Genomic DNA, 14,312 nt, shown 5'->3' with positions numbered 1-14,312 from the left:
TTCAGTCACCCCCAAGCAGCGTTAACCACGTGGATGATGCATGCTGTGCAATGACTTCATCCGCTCCCTCGCAACATGAGTATAAATCTGTGTCGTACTCAAATCACTGTGACCCAGCAATAATTGCACGACCCGCAAGTCAGCGCCATGATTTATCAAATGTGTTGCGAAAGCATGCCGCAAAGTGTGCGGAGAAATCTCACTACTCAGCCCTGCATTCAAAGCATGATACTTAACGCGATGCCAGAAAGTCTGCCGCGTCATCATCTGCCCGCGACGGCTAGGAAACACAACATCTGGCGCCGTGCCAGCCGCCAGTAAACTCGGCCGTCCCGCGCTCATAAACCGCTGTATCCAGAGACTCGCCTCTTCGCCGATGGGGACCAAACGCTCTTTATTACCCTTACCGACAACCCTCACTAAACCCTGAGATAGGCTGAGTTGAGCAAACTTTAAACCAACCAGCTCAGTAATGCGCAAGCCCGATGCATAAAGTAGCTCCAGCATGGCTTTGTCGCGCAACTCTAGGGGATCATCGGTATTTGGCGCCGCCAGCAAGGCTTCAACATCTTGCTCGCTCAACGATTTTGGCAAGGGCCGTCCCAGCTTGGGCGAGTCGATGTCCAACGTTGGATCTGCCGCTATACGCTGCTCTCGGCACTGCAGCCGATAAAAACCGCGTAAGCAGGATAGCATCCGCGCTGCACTGCGGGCCGAGAGCTTCCCAGCCCGCTGAGCCCCGAGGTAACTCAAGACATCAGCCTTGCTTATAGACAGCAAGCTCTGACCGCGAGAAGCCAGCCAGTCACTAAAGGCCTGCAAGTCCTGGCGGTAGGCCGAAATTGTATTTGCACTCAAGCCCTTTTCTAGCCACAAGCTGTCTGCATAGAGCTCAATAATATGGGTGTCCTGCATTCTGGGGTCCATACCGCCAGCAACCTCGGCTTTGCAAAAGTAAACTCGGAGTTTTCGCTCATCCTAAAACAAAAAAGGCAGCCAATGGCTGCCTTTTTTGAATCGCAAAAGAAAGTTTACGCTTTAGCGCCAAGCTTTTCTTTGATACGTGCCGCACGACCGCTCAGCTCACGCAAGTAGTACAGTTTGGCTTGACGAACGTCGCCGCGACGCTTGACTTGAATGCTTTCAATCAGCGGGCTGTAAGTCTGGAAAGTACGCTCTACACCAACGCCGTGGGAGATTTTACGTACGGTGAAAGCCGAGTTCAGGGCACGGCTACGAATGCCAATGACAACACCTTCGAAAGCCTGCAGACGCTCACGTGCACCTTCCTTAACTTTCACTTGGACAACAACGGTGTCACCGGGGCTGAAATCTGGCAGCTCTTTGGTGGACTGCTCTGCTTCCAGTGCGGCAATAATTTTGTTGGTGCTCATGGCATGCTCCTAAATTCAAAGGTTTGTAGCTTCGCAGCTAGATGTCAATTAATCGTCAAGCTCGCGGACAAATTCCGCCAGCAGTTTATTTTGTTCGTCGCTCAGCTCTACCTGTTCAAGTAAATCTCTGCGCCGCAACCATGTCCGACCCAGTGACTGCTTCAGCCGCCAGCGTCGTATCGCTTCATGATTACCACTTAACAGCACGTCTGGCACCGCCATGTCTCGGTAGTGCTCAGGCCGCGTGTAGTGCGGACAATCCAGCAAACCATCGGCGAAAGAATCTTGCTCTGCCGACAAATGATGACCCAACACACCCGGCAATAAACGACTTAATCCGTCAATCATTACCATGGCCGCTAACTCACCACCACTTAATACATAATCGCCAATCGACCATTCTTCGTCGACTTCGCTGTCAATCAGGCGCTCATCCACACCTTCATAACGCCCCGCCAACAACACCAGCGAAGGCTTTGCCGCCAACTCTGCCAATCCGGCTTGAGTCAATGGCCGCCCCTGAGGTGACAGATAAATCACTGTCGCCCCGGGCGCTACCGATGCCTTTGCAACCGCGATTGCACGCTGCAGCGGCTCGGTCTTCATCACCATACCTGGGCCGCCCCCATAGGGCCGATCATCCACAGTCTGATGACGATCCGTGGTGTAATCCCTCGGATTACAACACGTTATACTTAGCAATCTGTTCTGAACTGCTCGCCCCGTAACGCCGTAATCACGCACTGCGGCAAACATCTCGGGAAACAGGCTAACCACCGATATTTCCACGACACTGTCCCCTATGGCCCAGCCTCGTTGGCCTAGCACCTTTGCCCTGTCTAACTAGAACTCAGGATCCCAGTCCACTGACATGATCTTGGCGTCAAGATCGATATCCTTTACAAACTGCCCCGGCACGTAAGGAATCAAACGTTCCTTATCATCAATGCTGCCAGCGCACTTTCGCACTACCAGCACATCGTTGGCACCTGTTTCAAGGAGGTGATCCACCTCACCCAATAAACAGCTGTCACCGGAAGGCAGCAGTGTATTGACCTTCAGGCCAATCAACTGATGCCAATAATACTCATCACCTTCCAGCACCGGCAAGGCGTCATCAGCTACAGCAAGCTCTAAACCACAATATGCAGCTGCTGCATCGCGATCATCTACGCCCACCAAGTGACCGACTATGCCTTTGCCGTGAGGCCGACACTCGTCAAACTCGGCGCGCTGCCACTTTCCAGACTTGCAAAAGTAAACATCGCTGTAGCCAAAAAAATTACTTAGCGGGTCAGTGAAGGAATGTATCTTCACCCACCCTTTCACCCCATAAACCGCTGTAATCTTAGCGATTATCACCCGGCCTTGCGGGGCAAGCGCTGACATTTAAGCGGCAGCAGATGCGTCTTTCAGCAACTTTGCAACGCGATCTGACACTTGCGCGCCTTTAGACACCCAATGCTCAACGCGTGCATTATCAACACGTAGGCGCTCTTCATTGCCACGAGCAACTGGGTTGAAGAAACCAACACGTTCAATAAAACGGCCGTCGCGTGAAGTGCGGCTGTCAGTAACTGTCAGATGATAAAATGGGCGTTTTTTAGAACCACCACGTGCCAAACGAATAATGACCATTCTTGTTCCATTTCCTAGCATTTGGGCAGGCAAAAAACGCCTGCTTATCGAAAAATTCGAAGCATTTACTGGCCGAAGCCATAAAGGCGCGGAATTATAAGGGAATTAAGTGATATATGAAACACTTAGCGCGGTTTTTCTTCCACGGCCACCGCCCCAGGTAATATCATCGCGAAAATATCGAGAAAAAATCACGCACTTAAAACATTAAAATCTTAATTATCAGCATCTTAAACATTAATCAGAAGATTAAATCTAGCAGTAGCACACCGCTAACTCCACCTGGGAATTAACGGCCCTCAGACGCGTCCAACTAAGCCAAGACATCACATACCGGGAAAACGACCACCACCGGGCGGCATCATTCCACCCATGCCACGCATCATATTGGTCATTCCGCCCTTTTGCCCCATCTTCTTCATCATTTTAGCCATCTGCTTGTGCTGCTTGAGCAGACGGTTCAAATCCTGAATCTCAGTACCTGAACCCATAGTAATACGGCGCTTACGGGAGCCATTGAGCAAATCTGGATTGCGACGCTCGGCCGGTGTCATGGAGTTGATAAGCGCCTCCATGCGGGTAAACATTTTATTGTCGATCTGGCTTTGGGCCATTTGCGCCATATTGCCCATGCCCGGCAGTTTATCCAGCAAACTCTTCATGCCACCCATGTTCTGCATCTGCTGAAGCTGATCACGCAGATCCTCTAGATCGAATTTTTTACCCTTTTTAAGCTTTTTGGCGAGTTTTTCAGCTTTGTCTTTATCAAGTTTGGACTCGGCCTCATCAATAAGCGACAACATATCGCCCATACCGAGAATGCGCGACGCGATACGGTCTGGATAAAAGGGATCAAGTGCATCCGTCTTTTCACCAACACCCATAAACTTAATCGGCTTACCGGTAATATGACGCACTGACAAGGCTGCACCACCACGGCTATCGGCATCGGCCTTGGTTAGAATCACACCCGTCAGAGGCAACGCCTCGCCAAAGGCCTTAGCGGTATTGGCCGCATCCTGACCGGTCATGGCATCTACCACGAACAAGGTCTCAACTGGGTTAATCGCCGCATGCAGGTCTTTAATTTCAGTCATCATATCGGTATCGATATGAAGGCGACCCGCGGTATCAACAATCAGCACATCATAAAAACGCAGCTTCGCTTCGGCTATAGCCGCTTTAGCAATATCGACTGGCTTTTGCTCGAGATTACTGGGGAAGAATCCCGCGCCCACATCCGCCGCGAGGGTTTCAAGCTGCTTGATTGCCGCAGGCCGGTAGATGTCCGCACTAACCACAAGCACTTTTTTCTTGTGCTTTTCTTGCAAGAATTTAGCGAGCTTGGCAACCGAGGTGGTTTTACCTGCACCCTGCAAGCCCGCCATCAAGATGACGGCTGGCGGCTGGGTCGCCAAATTCAGGGCTTCATTTTTAAGCCCCATAATTTGCTCCAGCTCCTGCTGGACGATTTTAATGAACATCTGACCAGGGCTAAGACTTTTACTCACCTCCTGCCCAACCGCGCGACCGCGCACCGCGTCAACAAAGTCTTTTACTACTGGCAGCGCGACATCGGCCTCAAGCAAGGCCATGCGTACATCGCGCATAGCATCGCTAATATTGTCTTCGGTCAAACGCGCCTGACCAGTAACATGGCGCAGGGTCTGCGATAGACGTTCCGTTAAGCTCTCAAACATGCGTAAACTCTCTTAATATCTTTGATTCTGCAGAAGGTTTCAGGGAAAACGTGGTTCAAGTCGACATTATTGCGCGAACCCGCTTACAATCTTACCCACTTGTGTACTTCCGGCTTACACGATAGCGCAGCAGTATAACCGAGTCTCAAGACAGACCCAACGCTCAGTACACACATCAACGACATATTGGCCATACTGAACCTATGAATCTATACAGCAGCATCGCAGCAATCACGCTCTATCTTGTTGCCGCGGGCATCCAATACCGCTTAATTAACACCCCCATAAGCTACCGCAGCCTAGCGCCCGGCTTACTGGCCACCGCCTGTCACGCGCTCGCGGCCTTCACTGCTATTTCCACCTCTGCGGGCATGGACCTCGGCGTTATTCAGGTTTTATCCCTTATTACGTGGCTAATCTGTGTCATCACGCTCAGCGCCAGTTTGCGCCGCCCACTGCACAATTTATTAATTGCCCTATATCCGCTCGCTGCCATTAGTTTGGCTGCCGAACTCCTCATTCCAGGTAAACAGCAGTTTTTACAACACCAAAGCCCCGGCGTGTTAAGCCATATCCTGCTTTCTATACTCGCCTACAGCATGCTCACGATTGCCGCGGTGCAGGCCATTGTTCTCGCTTTGCAAAACCGCATGCTGCGCGACCACCAACTCAAGGGCCTGCCGAGTATTTTGCCGCCACTTCAAACCATGGAGGCGATGCTTTTTGAGTTAATCTGGGCTGGATTCGTTCTGCTGAGTTTGGCGATTACGACTGGCGCCGTCTATGTAGACGACATTCTCGCTCAGCACCTGCTCCACAAAACCGTGTTTTCAGTATTATCTTGGGTGCTGCTAGCAATTTTATTATGCGGCCGAGCGGCCTTAGGCTGGCGAGGCAATATCGCCATACGCTGGACGCTGTGGGCCTTTGCCTGTTTATTACTGGGCTACCTTGGCACCAAAATTGCCCTATCATTAATTATTCATTAATACCGAAGCCGAGATTACGCTTGTCGTGCCCCACATTTTTCTTCAAGATTGGCACTCATTTCATATTAAGGGGTTCTGGGCTTTTTGAACGAGGCACCGCTGGGTCTTCTCTTTGGCATATTAGCTGCACTTATCATTCTGTCCGGATTTTTTTCCGGCTCCGAAACCGGAATGATGTCCCTCAACAGATATCGCCTGCGGCATCGTGCCAAATCAGGCCATCGCGGCGCAAAGCGCGCATCCAAACTACTGGAAGAACCCGATAGCCTTATTAGCACGATCTTGATCGGCAATAATCTGGTTAATAATTTAGCTGCGTCGATCGCCACCATTCTTGCCATTCGCATGTATGGCGACAACGCGGTGGTGCCAGCATCAATATTGCTGACCCTGGTATTTTTAATATTTGCTGAAATTATCCCCAAAACCATTGCCGCCTATAAATCAGAAGCCGTTGCCTACACGGTCAGCCATGTCTTGCTACCGCTAAAATCGCTGCTATTTCCGGTCATTTGGATGGTTAGCCACGTTACCCATTTTGTCTTGCGGCTAACGCGCATCGAGAAAAACGACGGTTCAGAACATATTGGCTTAGAGGAATTGCGCACCATCGTCGGTGAAGCCGGGCACTTGATCCCCAAACACCACAAGGGGATGCTGATGAATATCCTCGATCTTGAGCAGATCACCGTCGACGATATTATGATTCCGCGCAATGAAGTGTTCGGCATTGATATCGACGCCAACACCGACACCATCATCCGCAAATTGCGCGACGCCGAGTTCACCCGCATTCCCGTTTACCAAAACGACATCGACAATATTGTTGGCATTCTCCATCAGCGCGACATTATCAATAGCGTCGATGAACAGGGCCGCGTGCAGCGCGACGCACTCCTGCAGGCCATACGCGACCCCTATTTTATTCCTGAAGGCACACCGCTCAACACCCAGCTATTTAACTTCCAGAAACAAAAGCGCCGGCTAGGTATTGTGGTCGATGAATATGGCGTGATGCAGGGCATAGTCACCCTTGAAGACTTGCTGGAAGAGATTGTTGGCGAGTTTACCTCTAATTTAAGCACCGATACTGAAGACATAATTCATCAGGCCGACGGCAGCTATTTAGTTGATGGCACCACCACCGTTCGCGACATTAACAAGATTATGAAATGGGAATTGCCCACCGACGGCCCCAAGACCCTCAATGGCCTTTTACTCGAAAAACTGGAGTCATTTCCAGAAGCCTCAGTCGGCGTATCAATAGGCCGCTACCGCTTTGAAATTATCGAAATGAAAGGCAATCTTATTCAGTCAGTCCGCGCGTATATTAAGCCCAAAACACGCCATTAAAGGTCATATTTGCTGCGGCAGCGCTGATTAGCAAGAAAAATCACCTCGCGCTTCGCCATATTGCTTAACGCAGACCAATCACTAATCTCATTCAGGCTGCGATAGCAGCCTGTGCAGATATCGTACTCATCCAAGGCGCAGACCGACACACACGGCGACGCCACCGGCTTCTCTTTTATCTCTACGCTCATTTCTCTGGCATCACCTGGGGACGAAGCTCAGCAATAAAGCGCTGACCATTTTCCACGTAATGCGCCGCAGACATCAGCAGTGCCGCCTGTTCTTCAGGGCTAAGCATGCGCTTAATTTTTGCTGGAGCACCCATTACCAGAGCACCATCAGGAATCTCCATACCTTCAGTTACCAGTGAGTTGGCGCCGATTAAACAGCCCCGACCAATCTTGGCACCGTTGAGCACCACTGAATTAATACCGATCAAACTACCTGCGCCAATGGTGCAGCCGTGCAGCATCACCTTATGCCCCACAGTGACATCCTCACCGATATGCATAGGGATACCCGCATCGGTATGCAGCACGGATGCGTCTTGAATATTGCTGCGCGCACCAATCACGATATCGTCTACATCACCGCGAATAACCACGTTAAACCAAATACTCGCCCGATCACCCACCGTGACCGAACCTATAACCGTCGCGTTATCGGCAATAAAATGCTCGCCGCCCTCAAGGGTGACGCGTCGATCACCCAGTTCATACAACATAAGAATTCCTCAATTTGCGCCAACAACACTGCCTTCCGACATTACTAAGAATGCCATAAAACCATGGCTATATTTGCACTAGCGGTAAAAATTCATAAGCGGGCTCTTCAAATGGGTGCGCAGCGACGAGCGCCGCCTTCACCGCGCTGGCGCAGTTGGCCGGACAAAGCAATTCAACCCGATACTCGGCGACCGACTCTAGATTCCCAAGCTCACCCAAAAACGGCGAGCTTCCGGCCATCGGCCGGAACTGCCCTTGCCCCAACACCTGCCAACAGCAGTGTTCATAATTTCCCTGGCGCCCAGCTCCCGCCGCAAATACGGCCGCCTTGACCACCTCAACATGACTAGCTGGCACAAAAAATACGAGCTTAAGTATCTGACTCGTCATTTTCTTCACTCCGCTGGGCAGATTGCTCTGCCTGATCCAATCGCACTTCTTGGCTGGCATAATACTCTGCGGCAAATTGCGCGAGACGCCCTTCCTCTATCGCCAAACGAATCGCCGCCATGTGATTTTGGTAGTAGCGCAAATTGTGGATGGTATTCAATTGCGCGCCGAGTATCTCTTTGCACTTATCTAAATGGTGCAAATAGGCACGGCTAAAATTCTGACAGGTATAGCAATCACAATTCGCATCCAGCGGCGCGGTGCTGGTTTTATGCGCTGCATTACGGATTTTAATCACCCCAGTAGAGGTGAACAAATGGCCGTTACGGGCATTGCGGGTAGGCATCACGCAGTCAAACATGTCTACGCCGCGCATTACGGCTTCTAGAATATCCGAGGGCTTACCCACGCCCATTAAGTAGCGGGGTTTGTCGGTGGGCAAATGATCTGCGAGGGAATCGAGCACCTTTAACATCTCGTCCTTGGGCTCCCCCACAGACAGGCCGCCAATGGCATAGCCGTCAAAGCCAACCTCGGCCAGCCCCGCGAGAGACTCCCGGCGCAGCTCAGGATACATACCGCCTTGGATGATACCGAACAAGGCCGCATCATTGCCGGCATGCGCCGCTTTACTACGCGCCCCCCAGCGCAGCGACAACTCCATAGATGTGCGCGCCTCGGCCTCTGTTGCAGGGTATGGCGTACATTCATCAAAGATCATCACAATATCGGAGCCCAGATCCCGCTGAATTTGCATTGAGGTCTCGGGATCAAGGTAAACACTGCTGCCATCCACCGGCGATTTAAACGACACCCCCGCTTCAGTGATTTTACGCAGTTTACCCAAGCTCCAAACCTGAAAGCCGCCCGAATCCGTCAATATTGGCCCACTCCAACCAATAAAGTCATGCAAGCTGCCGTGGGCTTTTACCACTTCTGTGCCCGGCCGCAGACTGAGGTGAAATGTATTACCCAGAATAATGTCTGCGCCAATTTCATGAATATCCCGCGGCAACATACCCTTTACCGTGCCGTAGGTACCCACCGGCATAAATGCGGGGGTTTCGACTTTGCCCCGAGGAAAATCCAAACATCCTCGCCGCGCCATACCATCAGTGGTTTTTAGCGCAAATTTCATGCGACAGTCGCTCATACAGTATTTCCTGTTATCTCGGTATTAGTAGCAGGAAACACCAACATGGCATCACCATAGCTAAAAAATCGGTACTGCTCGGCCACCGCTTCGCGATAGGCATTTAGTACAGCCGCTTGGCCTGCAAAGGCACTGACGAGCATGATCAAGGTCGATTCCGGCAAATGAAAATTCGTCACCATCATATCGACACTGCGAAATTGGTAGCCTGGGTAAATAAAAATCCGACTATCACCGGCAAAGGCCGCAATCTCGCCAGATTGCGAAGCGGACTCCAGGCTGCGAACGCTCGTTGTACCCACCGCCACTACGCGGCCACCACGAGCACGGGTGGCACCCACCTGCTCGACAACTTCCTCGGGCACTTCGATATATTCCGCGTGCATCTGGTGGTCACGAATATCATCGGCGCGCACCGGCTGAAACGTACCCGCGCCCACGTGCAAGGTCACAAAGGCAAGCTCGACGCCTTTCGCCACGCACTGTTGAATTAAGTTTTCCGTAAAGTGCAGGCCTGCCGTTGGCGCGGCCACCGCGCCATCACGACTCGCATAAACCGTTTGATAACGCTCGCGATCCTCTGCAGCATCCTCACGCTCTATATAGGGCGGCAGCGGCATATGCCCTAAACGAGACAAAACCGTCAACACCGGTTCAGCAAACTTAAGTTCAAATAGCGCATCGTGGCGACCAAGGACGGCAACAGACTCTGAGCCGGGGGCATCGGTATTATTTGCAGCGAGCAAGAGCGTCGCACCAGCCTTGGGCGATTTACTCGAGCGCACATGCGCCAACACACGATATTCGTCGACAATCCGCTCAACCAATATTTCAATTCGGCCACCGCTTTCTTTGGTGGCAAATAGCCTGGCAGGAATTACCCGCGTATTATTAAAGACCAGTAAATCACCCGCCCGCAAATAATCCGGCAGCGCCTTAAACTGACGATGTTCGCATTCTTGCTGGGCATTCAATACCAATAAACGACTGGCATCGCGCTCTGGCATTGGATAATAGGCGATGAGGCTTTCGGGAAGCTCAAAATTAAAGTCGCTGCGCCGCATAATGTCTGCTTTCATTTGGAAGGGCGCAAGATTAGCGGAATTTGTCAAAAGACTCCACTGAGGCAAGCAATTCCCGAGTTTTAGCGCTTAAATTGCAGATATATTAAGAAAACTGTCATGGTCGATTGACCCCAGAGAAAAGCTTGCTATAATCGCGCCCCAATCACATGCCAGTGTGGTGAAATTGGTAGACACGCTAGATTCAAAAGCGGTAGCGTGTACCAATTAAACCATGTAAGCTATTGATTGATAAGGGATTAAACTTTCCCACAACCCATTTTATGCTTGTCATAGGTTGTCATAGTTTGTAGTATGTTCTTGCAGTGCCGGTGTGGTGGAATTGGTAGACACGCCTGATTCAAAATCAGGTGCCTAACAGCGTGGCGGTTCGAGTCCGCCCATCGGTACCACTAATTTAAAAAGCCCTGCTCAGTGAGCGGGGCTTTTTTGTTTCCAGCACGCTGAAATAAGCCCGAAACAGCAGCCTTGTATTAAAACCTGCGCACAACGCTCAAGCCTACCTAAAACACACACCAGTGAATGTCACTTACGCCCGAAGGCTACTTTTGGTAAAAAGCAGACAGTCAAAAATTCCCAATCGGATGGAAGCCGGTAGTTTTATCTAAAGCCTTAACTCTTCAAGCACGCGCAGCGGTTTTAACGTCCGGATGCCTTGACTAGTTATATGACGTGCTCATTTATCAAGCGTATCCACGATTTCGTCTATCGCTAGAGTAAACTCGCTGGGAGCCTGTAGATACCACGCCTCATATACGGCTCTCAAAGCGGGCATACTGTAGAACAAAGGAATCTCAACTCTAAACTCTTCCCAAGCCGCATCACTGACAAGCCCCTCCCTATGATGCTCGAAGGTAATTTCTGCATAGGCCCAATAAAGAACCGCGTCAACTTCAGCCGCAGCAGCTTCGAGATCGGACAGGTTACCGTGATCCCTGTAGATTTGCATCCCAAATTGCCCCACCAGTTGTACGGAAAGGTGACCCACTGTTATAACCTTAAGTCATTGAACACCCCGTCCCTTCTGAGAGTTGAAGTGGGTTATATCATTCTGCAATTTGTGGCGATAATTGGTTTAAATTTCAGTGCAAATCAACAGATCGCTCTTAAGTACATCTTTTAACACGAAATTAATATCGCGGAGCGGGGCTGTATATTGCGGCATGGTAGAGACCTCATGTGCATGATGGCCGCGGCAGTGCCTGCCGGGCAATGTTGACGGTGACAACTATAGAGATTTTATTACGTCTTGCACGTGTTTTTAGATTAAGCAAATCTCAAAACATCTAAGGCTGTTTAACGCTCAACATTATAAAGCCAATAAAATCAAACTATTAGGAATTTTAGGCAAAAAAAACCCCGGAAAACCGGGGTTTTACAATCAGTGATTACTCATCGCAGTCCGCACTCAACCGCCACCGCTTCCTGGCAGAGCCGGATCAATCGCACCAGTAGGCGCTGCATCTACACAGGTTTCATATACTTTCACCGCTTCAGTTAAATCAACTGTAAGCAACCCAGCATCTATCACTAACTCAATACGATCAAACGCATTTTGAGAGAAGAACCCAAGTAAATACTTAACTTCGCTATTTGACGCTGCAGGGTCAGGGAAGCTAAACGCATCAGGGTTAAAAGAAGACGCAGGATCTTGTGGATCAAACGCTGGAAACAAGGCGTCATTAGTACGAATAACGCCCTGACCGAGCAGTGAAATCTCGGTGTTTTCACCAACACCGGCGCCACCAACAAACTCGTCACCCAAATAAGTTTTAACGCTAATCCGACGCGCAATACTTAAGTCAACAGATCCGTTTGGTATGCTTATAATGAAACCTGCGACCCGACCAGCAGGAATGGCTTCCGGCATGGTAACTTGCAAGGTTTGAGAACCTGTCACCCCCAAAAGGTCATCACCAAGTAGTATCGCATCAAGTATACCAACGTCGTAATTGACGATCGCAAATGAGGCTAAATCTAAATCAATCGCATTATCTGCTGACACTACCGAACAACCGTCTAACAGCGGCGCAGTCAAGTCAGTAATAGTACAAACCAAGCCAGTTTCGAGAGCTGCGACCGTTGAGCCTGCAGGCGCACCAGCAGTACATTCGTAGTTTTCAGCAATCACTGTCGTGTTACACGCTACCGCATTTCCGCTATCGTCAGTTTCCTGACCAGGGTTAGGTAGTGGGCAGTTATCAGTATCGTTAGGTACAGTGTCACCGTCGATGTCGTCGTCACAAACGTCACCAATACCGTCGCCATCGAAATCAGCTTGATCCGTATTTGCAAGAGCTGGGCAATTATCAACATCGTCTAAAACGTTGTCGTTATCGAAATCAGCTTCACAAGCATCACCTACACCATTATTACCGGCGTCATTTTGATCCGCGTTAGCCACTAAAGGACAGTTATCTGGCCCGTCTAAAACACCATCTCCATCATCGTCGGTATCACATGCATCACCATCTCCATCACCATCAGTGTCTACCTGGCTTGGATTAGCAACTAATGGACAGTTATCAGCATTATCAACTAGACCATCGGTATCCGAATCATCACAAGCATCGCCAATACCATTAACACTAACGGTATCTGCTTGATCAAAATTAGGCGTATTAGGGCAGTTATCGTTTGTATCCGCAATTAAGTCGCCATCAGCATCATCCTGACAAGCATCACCAATACCATCAAGGTCGGAATCGGTTTGGTCGGTATTTACAACCAATGGGCAATTATCTAGTGGGTCTCCAGCAGCATTTTTATCTTCAACGCCATCACCATCAGTATCAGCGTCACAAACATCACCCATACGATCGGCATCTAGATCTTCTTGACCAGAGTTTGCAGTAACACGGCAGTTATCAACAGTGTCTAGAACACCATCAGCGTCAGAATCATCACAAGCATCACCAATACCATCGCCATCTACGTCAGCTTGGTTTGTGTTTGCCACAAACGGACAGTTATCTAGGCCATTTAATACGCCATCGTTATCGCCATCTGACTCACATGCGTCACCGGTACCGTCACCATCTGAGTCCAGCTGGTTTTGGTTGCCCACTAACGGGCAGTTATCTGCACCATCTAGCACCGTGTCATTATCGTCGTCGCTATCACAGGCATCGCCTAGACCATCGCCATCAGTGTCTACTTGGCTAGCGTTTGAAATTGTGGGGCAGTTATCAATTGGATCAACGACACCATCAGAGTCGCCATCTTCGCAAACATCACCAGTACCGTTATTATTGGCATCTGCTTGATCGCTATTTGGAATTAACGGGCAGTTATCAACGTTGTTTAAGACTGTGTCACCGTCAGTATCGTCTTCACAAGCATCACCAACACCATCGGCATCAGCATCTTCTTGTCCAACGTTAGTAACTAATCGGCAATTGTCTGCACCATCGTTTATACCGTCGCCGTCATCATCAACGTCACAGGCATCACCAATACCATCTGAGTCAGTGTCGCGCTGATCAATATTTGATACGGCAATACAGTTATCGTTTGCATCAATGATAGAGTCGTTATCGCTGTCTTCGCAGACATCCCCAACACCATCATCGTCAGAGTCCGCTTGCCCGGGATTAGCCACTATTGGGCAATTATCCACTGCATCTAAGAAGCCGTCATTGTCGTTATCGGCATCACAAACATCGCCCTGTGCATCGCCATCTGTATTGCGCTGATCGACATTGGCTACATCAATACAATTATCGACAGAGTCCAAAACGCCGTCGCCATCGGTATCTACCAAAGTGCTAGGAGCATCTGCTTCCCCAGCACCAGCATTACCATCATTAGCTGACTTACACCCAGTCAACTGGAACGATGCGGCCATTACTATTAGTAATGCTATAGCCAATTTCTGCATTTGCATGC

15 protein-coding genes and 1 tRNA gene are annotated in these 14,312 nt (G+C 50.0%); 3 read left to right on the top strand and 13 right to left on the bottom strand.

What is annotated here, in order from left to right; all coding sequences use genetic code 11:
• Positions 1–21 precede the first annotated feature (21 nt).
• From xerD to ffh, 6 genes are all read right to left on the bottom strand, one after another.
• Positions 22–915 carry a site-specific tyrosine recombinase XerD gene (xerD, locus tag HNQ57_RS07845; RefSeq protein ID WP_226968316.1) on the bottom strand — a complete coding sequence of 298 codons (894 nt, stop codon included), beginning with the start codon at positions 913–915 and terminating at the stop codon, positions 22–24.
• A 116-nt stretch (positions 916–1,031) separates the two neighbouring features.
• A complete protein-coding gene (gene rplS, locus HNQ57_RS07840; RefSeq protein WP_008247482.1) occupies positions 1,032–1,394 on the bottom strand; it encodes a 50S ribosomal protein L19 in 363 nt (120 codons plus the stop codon).
• A gap of 48 nt (positions 1,395–1,442) precedes the next feature.
• The gene (gene trmD, locus HNQ57_RS07835; protein ID WP_184462182.1) at positions 1,443–2,183 is read right to left on the bottom strand and encodes a tRNA (guanosine(37)-N1)-methyltransferase TrmD; all 741 of its coding nucleotides are present in this window, start codon (positions 2,181–2,183) and stop codon (positions 1,443–1,445) included.
• A gap of 54 nt (positions 2,184–2,237) precedes the next feature.
• A complete protein-coding gene (rimM, locus tag HNQ57_RS07830) occupies positions 2,238–2,783 on the bottom strand; it encodes a ribosome maturation factor RimM (RefSeq protein WP_184462181.1) in 546 nt (181 codons plus the stop codon).
• Complete coding sequence (gene rpsP / locus HNQ57_RS07825; RefSeq protein ID WP_184462180.1) at positions 2,784–3,032, bottom strand: 30S ribosomal protein S16; 249 nt, start codon at positions 3,030–3,032, stop codon at positions 2,784–2,786.
• Positions 3,033–3,358: 326 nt separating this feature from the next.
• A complete protein-coding gene (ffh, locus tag HNQ57_RS07820) occupies positions 3,359–4,732 on the bottom strand; it encodes a signal recognition particle protein (RefSeq protein ID WP_184462179.1) in 1,374 nt (457 codons plus the stop codon).
• Positions 4,733–4,935: 203 nt separating this feature from the next.
• Between ffh and HNQ57_RS07815 the strand changes: the two genes are divergently transcribed.
• The gene (locus HNQ57_RS07815; RefSeq protein ID WP_184462178.1) at positions 4,936–5,721 is read left to right on the top strand and encodes a cytochrome C assembly family protein; all 786 of its coding nucleotides are present in this window, start codon (positions 4,936–4,938) and stop codon (positions 5,719–5,721) included.
• Positions 5,722–5,805: 84 nt separating this feature from the next.
• Entirely contained in the window at positions 5,806–7,074 is a 1,269-nt protein-coding gene (locus HNQ57_RS07810) for an HlyC/CorC family transporter (protein ID WP_184462170.1), read from the top strand.
• On the opposite strand, the gene HNQ57_RS07805 is transcribed toward HNQ57_RS07810, so the two are convergent.
• The 5 genes from HNQ57_RS07805 to queA all read right to left on the bottom strand — a co-directional run bounded on the left by HNQ57_RS07805 (position 7,071) and on the right by queA (position 10,406).
• Positions 7,071–7,265 (bottom strand): DUF1289 domain-containing protein, encoded by a 195-nt coding sequence (locus HNQ57_RS07805; RefSeq protein ID WP_008247455.1) that lies wholly within the window; start codon positions 7,263–7,265, stop codon positions 7,071–7,073. The two genes, HNQ57_RS07810 and HNQ57_RS07805, sit on opposite strands and share 4 nt — an antisense overlap.
• Positions 7,262–7,798 (bottom strand): gamma carbonic anhydrase family protein, encoded by a 537-nt coding sequence (locus HNQ57_RS07800; protein ID WP_184462168.1) that lies wholly within the window; start codon positions 7,796–7,798, stop codon positions 7,262–7,264. The genes HNQ57_RS07805 and HNQ57_RS07800 overlap by 4 nt, the downstream gene beginning before the upstream one ends.
• Positions 7,799–7,865: 67 nt before the next feature.
• Positions 7,866–8,189 carry a YqfO family protein gene (locus tag HNQ57_RS07795; RefSeq protein WP_221301624.1) on the bottom strand — a complete coding sequence of 108 codons (324 nt, stop codon included), beginning with the start codon at positions 8,187–8,189 and terminating at the stop codon, positions 7,866–7,868.
• Positions 8,170–9,327 (bottom strand): tRNA guanosine(34) transglycosylase Tgt, encoded by a 1,158-nt coding sequence (gene tgt / locus HNQ57_RS07790; protein WP_476726648.1) that lies wholly within the window; start codon positions 9,325–9,327, stop codon positions 8,170–8,172. The genes HNQ57_RS07795 and tgt overlap by 20 nt, the downstream gene beginning before the upstream one ends.
• 11 nt (positions 9,328–9,338) lie before the next feature.
• Entirely contained in the window at positions 9,339–10,406 is a 1,068-nt protein-coding gene (gene queA / locus HNQ57_RS07785) for a tRNA preQ1(34) S-adenosylmethionine ribosyltransferase-isomerase QueA (protein WP_184462430.1), read from the bottom strand.
• A gap of 325 nt (positions 10,407–10,731) precedes the next feature.
• Here queA and HNQ57_RS07780 point away from each other — a divergent pair.
• Positions 10,732–10,816, top strand: a tRNA-Leu gene (locus tag HNQ57_RS07780).
• A 284-nt stretch (positions 10,817–11,100) separates the two neighbouring features.
• Here the strand turns inward: HNQ57_RS07780 and HNQ57_RS07775 are convergent.
• Both HNQ57_RS07775 and HNQ57_RS07765 read right to left on the bottom strand, forming a co-directional pair.
• Positions 11,101–11,412, bottom strand: coding sequence for a hypothetical protein (locus HNQ57_RS07775; protein WP_184462164.1), 312 nt, complete (start codon positions 11,410–11,412; stop codon positions 11,101–11,103).
• A 420-nt stretch (positions 11,413–11,832) separates the two neighbouring features.
• Positions 11,833–14,310 (bottom strand): thrombospondin type 3 repeat-containing protein, encoded by a 2,478-nt coding sequence (locus HNQ57_RS07765; RefSeq protein ID WP_184462160.1) that lies wholly within the window; start codon positions 14,308–14,310, stop codon positions 11,833–11,835.
• Positions 14,311–14,312: the final 2 nt, after the last annotated feature.

It is taken from the genome of Zhongshania antarctica, assembly GCF_014202945.1.
Classification (GTDB): domain Bacteria; phylum Pseudomonadota; class Gammaproteobacteria; order Pseudomonadales; family Spongiibacteraceae; genus Spongiibacter; species Spongiibacter antarcticus.
Note: the sequence above shows the minus strand (reverse complement) of the source record. Positions and strands in the feature narration are given on the sequence as shown.

Bases quoted from the DNA above. Each gene is read 5' to 3' on its own strand.
- xerD (WP_226968316.1), bottom strand. From the start codon at position 915: ATGCAGGACACCCATATTATTGAGCTCTATGCAGACAGCTTGTGGCTA.
- rplS (WP_008247482.1), bottom strand. From the start codon at position 1,394: ATGAGCACCAACAAAATTATTGCCGCACTGGAAGCAGAGCAGTCCACC.
- rimM (WP_184462181.1), bottom strand. From the start codon at position 2,783: ATGTCAGCGCTTGCCCCGCAAGGCCGGGTGATAATCGCTAAGATTACA.
- rpsP (WP_184462180.1), bottom strand. From the start codon at position 3,032: ATGGTCATTATTCGTTTGGCACGTGGTGGTTCTAAAAAACGCCCATTT.
- ffh (WP_184462179.1), bottom strand. From the start codon at position 4,732: ATGTTTGAGAGCTTAACGGAACGTCTATCGCAGACCCTGCGCCATGTT.
- HNQ57_RS07815 (WP_184462178.1), top strand. From the start codon at position 4,936: ATGAATCTATACAGCAGCATCGCAGCAATCACGCTCTATCTTGTTGCC.
- HNQ57_RS07805 (WP_008247455.1), bottom strand. From the start codon at position 7,265: ATGAGCGTAGAGATAAAAGAGAAGCCGGTGGCGTCGCCGTGTGTGTCG.
- HNQ57_RS07800 (WP_184462168.1), bottom strand. From the start codon at position 7,798: ATGTTGTATGAACTGGGTGATCGACGCGTCACCCTTGAGGGCGGCGAG.
- HNQ57_RS07795 (WP_221301624.1), bottom strand. From the start codon at position 8,189: ATGACGAGTCAGATACTTAAGCTCGTATTTTTTGTGCCAGCTAGTCAT.
- tgt (WP_476726648.1), bottom strand. From the start codon at position 9,327: ATGAAATTTGCGCTAAAAACCACTGATGGTATGGCGCGGCGAGGATGT.
- queA (WP_184462430.1), bottom strand. From the start codon at position 10,406: ATGCGGCGCAGCGACTTTAATTTTGAGCTTCCCGAAAGCCTCATCGCC.
- HNQ57_RS07765 (WP_184462160.1), bottom strand. From the start codon at position 14,310: ATGCAAATGCAGAAATTGGCTATAGCATTACTAATAGTAATGGCCGCA.